Origin of the sequence: Micrococcus lylae, assembly GCF_900163825.1 — a bacterium.
Classification (GTDB): Bacteria; Actinomycetota; Actinomycetes; order Actinomycetales; family Micrococcaceae; genus Micrococcus; species Micrococcus lylae.
In genome coordinates this window covers 1-8,230 of record NZ_FUKP01000040.1, presented here as the reverse complement: position 1 = coordinate 8,230, position 8,230 = coordinate 1, and the positions used below count along the sequence as shown (strand labels likewise).

At 70.7% G+C, this 8,230-nt stretch carries 8 protein-coding genes and 1 tRNA gene; 5 read left to right on the top strand and 4 right to left on the bottom strand.

The genetic code is table 11. The features are described 5' to 3' along the window. The coding region (locus FM125_RS12080; protein ID WP_219337029.1) for a helix-turn-helix domain-containing protein at positions 1-321 on the bottom strand (321 nt) is incomplete at its 3' end. A gap of 282 nt (positions 322-603) precedes the next feature. Next, positions 604-732: a sigma-70 family RNA polymerase sigma factor gene (locus tag FM125_RS11750; RefSeq protein ID WP_143745248.1), complete on the bottom strand. Its 129-nt coding sequence runs from the start codon at positions 730-732 to the stop codon at positions 604-606. A 394-nt stretch (positions 733-1,126) separates the two neighbouring features. Here FM125_RS11750 and FM125_RS05900 point away from each other — a divergent pair, with 394 nt between their 5' ends. The 3 genes from FM125_RS05900 (at position 1,127) to FM125_RS05890 (ending at position 2,975) form a co-directional block, all read left to right on the top strand. Further along, positions 1,127-2,041, top strand: coding sequence for an amidohydrolase family protein (locus tag FM125_RS05900; protein ID WP_087133964.1), 915 nt, complete (start codon positions 1,127-1,129; stop codon positions 2,039-2,041). Positions 2,042-2,200: 159 nt separating this feature from the next. Then, positions 2,201-2,276, top strand: a tRNA-Ala gene (locus tag FM125_RS05895). Positions 2,277-2,429: 153 nt separating this feature from the next. Further along, positions 2,430-2,975, top strand: a complete 546-nt coding sequence (locus FM125_RS05890; protein ID WP_087133963.1) for a GNAT family N-acetyltransferase — start codon at positions 2,430-2,432, stop codon at positions 2,973-2,975. Positions 2,976-2,979: 4 nt separating this feature from the next. On the opposite strand, the gene FM125_RS05885 is transcribed toward FM125_RS05890, so the two are convergent. After that, positions 2,980-4,413: a pyridoxal phosphate-dependent decarboxylase family protein gene (locus tag FM125_RS05885; protein ID WP_087133962.1), complete on the bottom strand. Its 1,434-nt coding sequence runs from the start codon at positions 4,411-4,413 to the stop codon at positions 2,980-2,982. A 150-nt stretch (positions 4,414-4,563) separates the two neighbouring features. Here FM125_RS05885 and FM125_RS05880 point away from each other — a divergent pair, with 150 nt between their 5' ends. Together FM125_RS05880 and FM125_RS05875 are read left to right on the top strand one after the other, a co-directional pair. Continuing rightward, a complete protein-coding gene (locus FM125_RS05880) occupies positions 4,564-5,949 on the top strand; it encodes an NAD-dependent succinate-semialdehyde dehydrogenase (RefSeq protein WP_087133961.1) in 1,386 nt (461 codons plus the stop codon). Between the two features lie 128 nt (positions 5,950-6,077). Continuing rightward, positions 6,078-7,508: a cryptochrome/photolyase family protein gene (locus tag FM125_RS05875; protein ID WP_087133960.1), complete on the top strand. Its 1,431-nt coding sequence runs from the start codon at positions 6,078-6,080 to the stop codon at positions 7,506-7,508. 69 nt (positions 7,509-7,577) lie between these two features. Here FM125_RS05875 and FM125_RS05870 read toward each other — a convergent pair. Beyond that, a partial coding sequence (locus tag FM125_RS05870; RefSeq protein WP_143745246.1) for a C40 family peptidase occupies positions 7,578-8,230 on the bottom strand: 653 nt, incomplete at its 5' end.

Below are 8,230 nucleotides of genomic sequence, written 5' to 3'. Positions count from 1 at the left end.
TATCGACGCGCCACTTCCCCGAGCCCCCCGTCTACACCCTCGATTGTGAAGAGCCCGTTTCCCCTTGTCAGCGGGGTCGAACCCCGCGCGGCGGAGTGCGTCGCGGACGGTGTTGCGGCGCACGTTGTACCGCTTCGCGAGCTCGTACGTCGAGGCGCCTGCCTCGTAGTCCTCGATCAGGAGCTTGATGACCGAACGGTGGAGCGTGTTCTGCTGGGGGAGCGAGCGGTCGTTGACCTGTCGTGTCGACGCGCGCGCCGTGGCCAGGAGTTCGGCCAGTTCCGCGGTTCTCCGCCCTTGTTGGCAGTAGTTTCGTAGCACCCCGACATGCTGAGAACTATGGAGCGGACGCCACTCGGGCAGGCGTTCAAGGATCGTGCTGTTGAGGCTGATCGCACCGTGACGGCACTTCGGCCAGCCGAGGTGAGGTCCACGACGGGTGGAACGATCTCTGGGGCGTGGTCGTCAACGTCGGCGAGTAAGCGGAAGACCGTCACTCGGATCGGACGCTCAGCGCCGAGGCCCGCCTCCTCGTTCACGACGCACTGTTCGACGAAGTGGAAGGCAGGCCCGACGATTACGGATCGGCCTGATTGCGCAGGCCTATCGCCTGTGCGAGTCGCGCATGACGACCTGGGCGGCGAGCAGATGGGCCCTGACAGTGCCAGGCGAGTAGCCCAGCACTGCTCCGATGCGTTCGAGTGACATGCCTTCGGTGTAGCGAGTCTTCATCTGAGCAGTCTCTTCCCGAGTAGGGGACTGGTTCCGTAGCCTGACTCCGCGCTCGCGGAGGAGGCGCGACAACCGCTCATGCCCGATTCCAACTTCTTTCGCGATCGCCTTCAACGACCGCCCCGACAGGTACGCAGTTTCCGCCTCCTGAAGGGCAGTCTCATCCGGTCGAGACAGCTGAAGGAGGCTACGCCTCCGTGGGCGTGGTGGACACGCACGCCTCCGAATAGCTCTCTGGCTCGCGACCATCCGCGCCAGTGCCGGGGCAAGTTTCGACAAGCCTCCCGCTAGGTCCACCACAGCGAAGGGCCCGGATCGAAGGATCCGGGCCCTTTGCCGTCATCTGGTTCCTCGTGAGGTCGAGGCCCAGAGGTACTGCACGTAGGGTGTGACTATGAGCACGTCGCCTGCCTCGCCGCTTGCCGGCCTCGCCCCAGCTCGTGATGCCGATGTCCCCGCCTTCCTGAAGGACCTGGGCCTGCCCGGTCTGGTGGACCTGCACGTGCACTTCATGCCGGAGAGCGTCCAGCGCAAGGTGTGGGGAGTGTTCGACGCGCTCCCGGAGCAGGGTCTGCCGGCCTGGCCCGTCACCTATCGGTTCGACGACGAGCAGCGCGTCCGCATCCTGCGCGAGCTGGGCGTGACCGCCTACGGCACCCTGAACTACGCGCACCGTCCGGGCATGGCCGCCTGGCTGAACGAGTATTCCTGCGCCTTCGCGGCGGAGCATCCGGACGCGATCCACTCGGCCACCTTCTACCCGGAGCCCGAGGCCGACGCCTACGTGGCCGAGGCGCTCGCGGCAGGGGCGCGCCTGTTCAAGGTGCACGTGCAGGTCGGCGCGTTCTCCCCGGTGGACCCGTTGCTCGAGCCGGTGTGGCGCAGGATCGCCGCTGCGGGCACGCCCGTGGTCATCCACTGCGGCTCCGGTCCGCACCCGGGGGAGTTCACCGGTCCGGAGCGCATCGCCCGGCTCGTGGAACGTCACCCGGACCTCGTGCTGGTCATCGCCCACGCGGGCATGCCGGAGTATCGCGAGTTCGCCGCCCTCGCCTGTGAGCACCCGAACGTGTACCTGGACACCACCATGGTCGGCACCGACTACATGGAGGAGCTGGTCCCCACGCCCGAGGACTTCCCGGAGCTGATGCGCCGGGCCGCCGGCAAGGTCGTGTTGGGCAGCGACTTCCCCACCATCCCCTACGGCTACCACCACCAGCTCCAGGCACTGTCCTCCTGGGGACTGGGGGAAGACTGGCTGCGGGACGTCCTCTGGCACACGCCGTCCCGTCTCGTCGGGCGGACCTGACGGGCACGCCGCCACTGGGGAACACTGGCTGCGGGCACTGACGGGCATCGCCCGTTGCCGTGCCTGTGGCGGCTCCGCCGATTTGCATCGGCTCTCGAGTACTGGTTATAGTTCTCGAGTCGTTCGGGCGAGAGATCGGCCGGAGGACGCCTCGATCTGGGGGGTATGGCGCAGTTGGTAGCGCGTCTGCATGGCATGCAGAAGGTCAGGGGTTCGAATCCCCTTACCTCCACCAGACGAAGGGCTCGGAGCGCACGCTCCGGGCCCTTTCTCGTGCGCCGACCACACGGCGGACCGCACGTCGACGGCGGAGGTGCGGGAGCGTCGTCGGTCGTACCCTGAAGCGTCTTGCCCGCCTTGACCCTGGCCGTCAGAAGGGCCCGCCGCCATGCACCTGCGCCACGCCCGCCCCGAGGACGCCGCGGCGGTCGCCGCCATCTACAACCACGCCGTGGAGAACTCCACGGCCATCTGGAACGACGCCACGGTGGACGCAGACAACCGCGTCGCCTGGATGGCCGACCGGCAACGGGCCGGGTTCCCCGTCCGCGTGGCCGTGGACGCGCCCGAGGGGCAGGACGGCGAGGTCGTCGGCTACGCCACCTACGGGCCCTGGCGTGCCTTCGACGGCTACCGGCACACCGTGGAGCACTCCGTGTACGTGCGCGAGGACCAGCGTGGCCGCGGCCTGGGCCGGTGCCTCCTGGAGGACCTCGTGGAGTCCGCACGGGATGCCGGCGTGCACGTGATGGTCGCCGGCGTCGAGGCCGGCAACGCGGGCTCGATCCGCCTGCACGAACACCTCGGGTTCATCGAGACCGGCCGGTTGCCGCAGGTCGGCTGCAAGTTCGGCCGGTGGCTGGACCTCGTCTTGCTCCAGAAGACGCTGGACTCTCGGCCCGTCCCCGACGACGGTCCTGGCGCCTCCGCCTGAGCCGTCACCGGGCGACGGCCTCGCCGAGGACCTTCCAGAGCCGCTCGACGTGCTCGCGCTCGGTGCCGCCGAGCGCCCCGACGGACAGGCGCACCATCCACCGCCCCTCGAGCGTGGCCAGGGAGACGGCCGCCTTCCCGGAGGCGTTGACGGCCTGCGCCCAGGCACGGGTGTGCGCGTCGATCGCCTCGGTGTCGGCCGGGTCGGCGGGGTCGAGTCCGGCGGGCACGTGTCGCACGCAGACTGTCTGCAGCGGCGTGGGGGCCACCCGCTCCCAGCCCTCGGCGGCGTCGACCTGGGCGGCCAGCCAGGCGGCGTTGTCCAGGTCCCGGCGCAGGCGCGCCCGCAGGGCCTCGGCGCCCTCCATGCGGAGCATGAACCAGAGCTTGAGGGCCCGGAAGCGGCGGCCGAGCGGCACGCCCCAGTCTCGGAGGTTGACCACGTCCTCGTCATGGGAAGACTGCAGGTAGGAGGGGTGGGTGGCCATGACCTTCTCCAGGAACACGGGGTCCTTGACGAAGAAGAGGGAGCAGTCGAAGGCCACGCCGAGCCACTTGTGGGCGTTGACTACCAGGGAGTCGGCGAGCTCCACGCCCTCCCACATCCACCGGCACTCCGGCAGGAGCATGGCGGAGCCGGCCATGGCGGCGTCCACGTGGAACCAGAGGTCCTCGTCCTGGGCGATCCGCCCGATCTCGGCCAGCGGGTCCAGCGCGGTGGTGGCCGTGGTGCCGCAGGTGGCCACCACGGCCGCCGGCCTCAGGCCTGCGGCCCGGTCCTCGGCGACGATGGCGCGCAGCGCCTGCGCGTCCATGGCGTAGTCCGCGTCCACGGGCACCTCGCGGACGTTCTGGCGGCCGAAGCCGGCCAGCAGCATCGCCTTGGGCACGGAGGAGTGGGCCTGGGCGGCGCAGTAGACCACCATGCGGTCCCGGCCCTGGTCCGTGCCGCCGGCGTGCATGGCGAACCCGCTGGCGCGCTCGCGGGCCTCGATCATGGCGGTGAGCGCGCAGCCGGAGGCGGAGTCCTGCACCACGCCCCGCCAGGCCCCGGACAGCCCGAGCAGCCTGCGCATCCAGTCCATGGTGCGGATCTCCACCTCGGACAGGGCGGGGGAGGACTCCCAGGACAGCCCGAGGACGCCCAGGCCGGTGGAGGCGATGTCGCCCAGGACGGAGGACAGCTCCGCGTTCGCGGGGAAGAAGTGGAAGAACTCCGGGTGCTGCCACAGGGACAAACCTGGCAGGATCACTCGGTCCAGGTCTGCCAGCACTGTGGCCGGGTCCTCGCCGGTTTCTGGGGCGGCCGCCGGCAGCTGCGCGGCCACCTCGCCGGGACGCAGCGGTGACATCACGGGGCGCTCATGCAAGGCGGCGCGGTAGTCGGCGATCCAGTCGATCAGGGCGTGGCCGTGGGTGCGGAACTCCTCCGGGGTCATGCGCCCATTGTGCTCCGTTTCCCGACGACGGCCGCCCGCACCGAGGCGGTGCCGGCCTTCGCGGACCGTGTAGCGGCCGCCGCCGCGCCGGTGTGACGCACAGCGCAGGACAGGACAGAATGAGGGGCAACCGAGGAGAGGAGACACCCCATGAGCACCGCCACCGGATACCGCGTGCACAACCCGGCCACCGACGAGGTCGTCGAGACCTTCGACTCCCTGCAGGACTCCGAGATCGACGGCGTGCTCGCCACCGCCGTGGCCGGCCAGCGCGAGTGGGCCGCCCTGTCCGTGGACGAGCGTGGGACGATCGTGCAGAAGGTCGCCGACCTGTTCGACGAGCGCAAGCACGAGCTCGCGCAGATCATCGCCGAGGAGATGGGCAAGCGCGTCTCCGAGGGCGTCGAGGAGGCCGAGTTCAGCGCGGAGATCTTCGGCTACTTCGTGAAGAACGCCGCCGAGCTGTCCAAGGACCGACCGATCGAGTCCTTCGCCGGCGGCCGCGCCATGGTCCGCAGCCTGCCGATCGGCGTGCTGCTGGGCATCATGCCGTGGAACTTCCCGTATTACCAGATCGCCCGTTTCGCCGCCCCGAACCTGATGCTCGGCAACGCGATCGTGCTCAAGCACGCGGAGATCTGCCCCCGCTCGGCCCTGGCCGTGCAGAAGATCATGGACGACGCCGGCGTGCCGGCCGGCGTGTACACCAACGTGTTCGCCACCCATGACCAGATCTCCGAGTTCATCGCGGACCCGCGCATCCAGGGCGTCTCCCTCACCGGCTCCGAGCGCGCCGGCGCCATCATCGGCGCCCAGGCCGGCCAGCACCTGAAGAAGGCCGTGCTCGAGCTCGGCGGCTCCGATCCCTACGTCATCCTGGACACGGAGGACGTGGCCGAGGCCGCCGCCACCGCCTGGGGCACCCGCATGTACAACCAGGGCCAGGCGTGCAACTCGAACAAGCGCATGATCGTGGCCGAGGACATCTACGACGAGTTCGTCGCCGAGCTGGTGAAGCTCGCCTCCGCCATGAAGCCCGGCGAGCCGGCCTCCGAGGACGAGACCGTCTACCTGCCGCTGTCCTCGCGCGGCGCCGCGGAGACCCTGGCGGAGCAGGTGGCGAAGGCCAGGGAGCAGGGCGCCACCGTGCACGTGGGCGGCGAGCTCGGCGACGGCGCCGGAGCCCTGTTCTCCCCGGCCGTCATCACCGATGTCACCAAGGACATGGACGCCTACAGCGAGGAGCTCTTCGGCCCGGTGGCCGTCGTCTACAAGGCCTCTTCCCCCGAGGAAGCCCTCGAACTGGCCAACGACACCCCGTTCGGCCTCGGTGGCGCGGTGTTCTCGCAGGACGAGGCGCTGGCGGAGAAGATCGCCTCACAGCTGGAGGTGGGCATGGCCAATGTGAACACCCCGGCCGGCGAGGGCGCCGAGATCCCGTTCGGCGGCGTGAAGCGCTCGGGCTTCGGCCGCGAGCTGGGCCCGCTCGGCATGGACGAGTTCGTCAACAAGCAGATGTACTACGTGCAGCCTTGAACGACCCCTCGGGCCGTGGAGACCCGACGGCCCTTCCCGAGGGCGGCCGGTCGCCTTGCGCGGACGTCCCCGGCCGTCGTCGTGCCTCGGCCGAGGACGCTGCGCACGGTGTGCGGCAGACTGGGCCGATGACCACCCTGCTCTGGCTCCGCGACGACCTGCGCACCCACGACCACGAGGCGCTCACCGCCGCCGTGGAGGACGGCGCCGATGTGGTGGCGCTGTGGATCCGAGAGGAGCCCGGGGAGGCCGACGACGGTGGACGCCTGGGCCCGCGTCCCCTCGGCGCCGCCGTGCGCTGGTGGTACCACCGCAGCCTCGAGCAGCTGTCTGTGCGGCTGGAGGCGCTCGGCATCCCGCTGGTGTTCGCCTCCGGAGACGCCCGGTCCGTGGTGCCGGAGCTCGCCGGCTCCCTCGGCGCGGGCACCGTCCGCTGGTCCCGCCGCTACGCGCCGCGCTCGCGTTCCCTCGACGCCGAGGTGAAGACCCTGCTGGGTGCGGCGGGGGTCGAGGCGCACAGCCACGCCGGGGCCCTGCTCACCGAGCCGTGGACCGTCACCACGGCCGCCGGGGGGAACTATCGGATCTTCACCCCGTTCCACCGGGCCGCCGCACAGATCCCCGTGGGGACGCCGCTGCCGGCTCCGGAGCCGCTCGGCGGCCCGCCGCACGACCTGCTCGCCAGGCTCGCGCGGCTCTACGACGACGGCTCCCTCACCTCCCTGACAGACCTCGCTCTGGCGGACACCTCGCCTGCCTGGTGGGAGGACACCGTCGCCGGGCACTGGGCGCCGGGAGAGTCTGCGGCGGTGGAGGAGCTGGAGGCGATCGAGGCGGGCGTCGGCGGCTACGCCGCGACCAGGGACATGCCGGGGGACCGGGAGTCCACGTCCCGCCTGTCCCCGCGGCTGCGCTCCGGCGAGCTCTCCCCACGCCAGGTGCTCACCGCCGCGCACGCCGCTGACGTCGCGGACCAGGACCGGGCCGCGTTCGTGCGCCAGCTGTACTGGCGGGACTTCGCATGGTCCCTGACGTACCACCACCCCGACCTGGACCGGATGCCGCTGCGTCCGGAGTTCCGCGCGTTCCCCTACGCACCGGATGATCACGCCCTGCGCGCGTGGGCGCGGGGGCGCACCGGCATCCGCCTCGTGGACGCGGGCATGCGGCAACTCTGGCAGACCGGGTGGATGCACAACCGCGTGCGTATGACCGCGGCCTCCCTGCTGGTGAAGAACCTGCTGCAGCCCTGGCAGGACGGCGAGGCATGGTTCTGGGACACCCTTGTGGACGCGGACGAGGCCAACAACCCCGTCTCCTGGCAGTGGGTGGCCGGCTGCGGCGCCGACGCCTCCCCGTACTTCCGGATCTTCAACCCGGACACCCAGGCCAAGCGGTTCGACCCCGAGGGGGTGTACGTGGCCCGCTGGGTGCCCGAGGCCGACTCGCCGCTGTCCGGGTACCCGGAGCCTGTCGTCGACCTCAGGCAGTCGCGGGCCGAGGCGCTCGCCGCCCTGGACGTCATGAAGGAGCGCGCGTCCACGCAGCGCCTGGCCTGACCGCTCCTCAGGCCCGTCGTCGTTCCCGCCCGGAGACGGGAGGGGAGGCGAATCGCTCGGCGGGGCCGGTCAGGCCGTCGCCAGGGGCGGACGCACGGCGCCGGCGTAGGTGTTGCCGGTGTCGTAGGAGGCCACCGTGACGATCTCGATGGTCTTGCCGGACTCGGGGGAGTGCAGGATCTTGCCGTCGCCGACGTACACCGCCACGTGGCGGATGCGGTCGGGATCGGCCTGGAAGGAGAAGAACAGCAGGTCGCCGGGCTGCCAGTCCTCACGTTCCACGGACGGGAAGCCGGACTCGCGCAGCTGCGGGCCGGAGTCGCGCGGCATGTCGATGCCGTGGTGGCGGAAGATCGAGTAGGTGAAGCCCGAGCAGTCGAAGCCGTACGAGGAGACACCGGCCCACAGGTAGGGCAGGCCCAGGAAGCGCTTGCCGGTCTCGATGACCTGCTCGGCGGTGGGGGTGGGGAGCTTCTCGCCCCGCTTCAGCACCTTCACGGAGTCCTCGGACAGCCAGCCGTCCTCAGAGTCCGGCAGGGCCACGCGCACGTGCCCGTCCTTCTCCTCGAGCAGCGGCAGGCGGGTCTCGAAGGAGACGGCGAGCAGGTCCTCGCCGCCGCCGGCGGCAGAGGTCACCGTGGCCTTGTCCGCGGTGACCACCACGGTGTCGTGCTCCTCGCGCAGCTGGGCGAAGCGCTCGTCGTGCACGAGCTGGACCGCCG

Coding starts and splice junctions, on each gene's coding strand:
- FM125_RS05885 (WP_087133962.1), bottom strand. CDS start 4,413: ATGACCCCGGAGGAGTTCCGCACCCACGGCCACGCCCTGATCGACTGG.
- FM125_RS05890 (WP_087133963.1), top strand. CDS start 2,430: ATGCACCTGCGCCACGCCCGCCCCGAGGACGCCGCGGCGGTCGCCGCC.
- FM125_RS05875 (WP_087133960.1), top strand. CDS start 6,078: ATGACCACCCTGCTCTGGCTCCGCGACGACCTGCGCACCCACGACCAC.
- FM125_RS11750 (WP_143745248.1), bottom strand. CDS start 732: ATGAAGACTCGCTACACCGAAGGCATGTCACTCGAACGCATCGGAGCA.
- FM125_RS05880 (WP_087133961.1), top strand. CDS start 4,564: ATGAGCACCGCCACCGGATACCGCGTGCACAACCCGGCCACCGACGAG.
- FM125_RS05900 (WP_087133964.1), top strand. CDS start 1,127: ATGAGCACGTCGCCTGCCTCGCCGCTTGCCGGCCTCGCCCCAGCTCGT.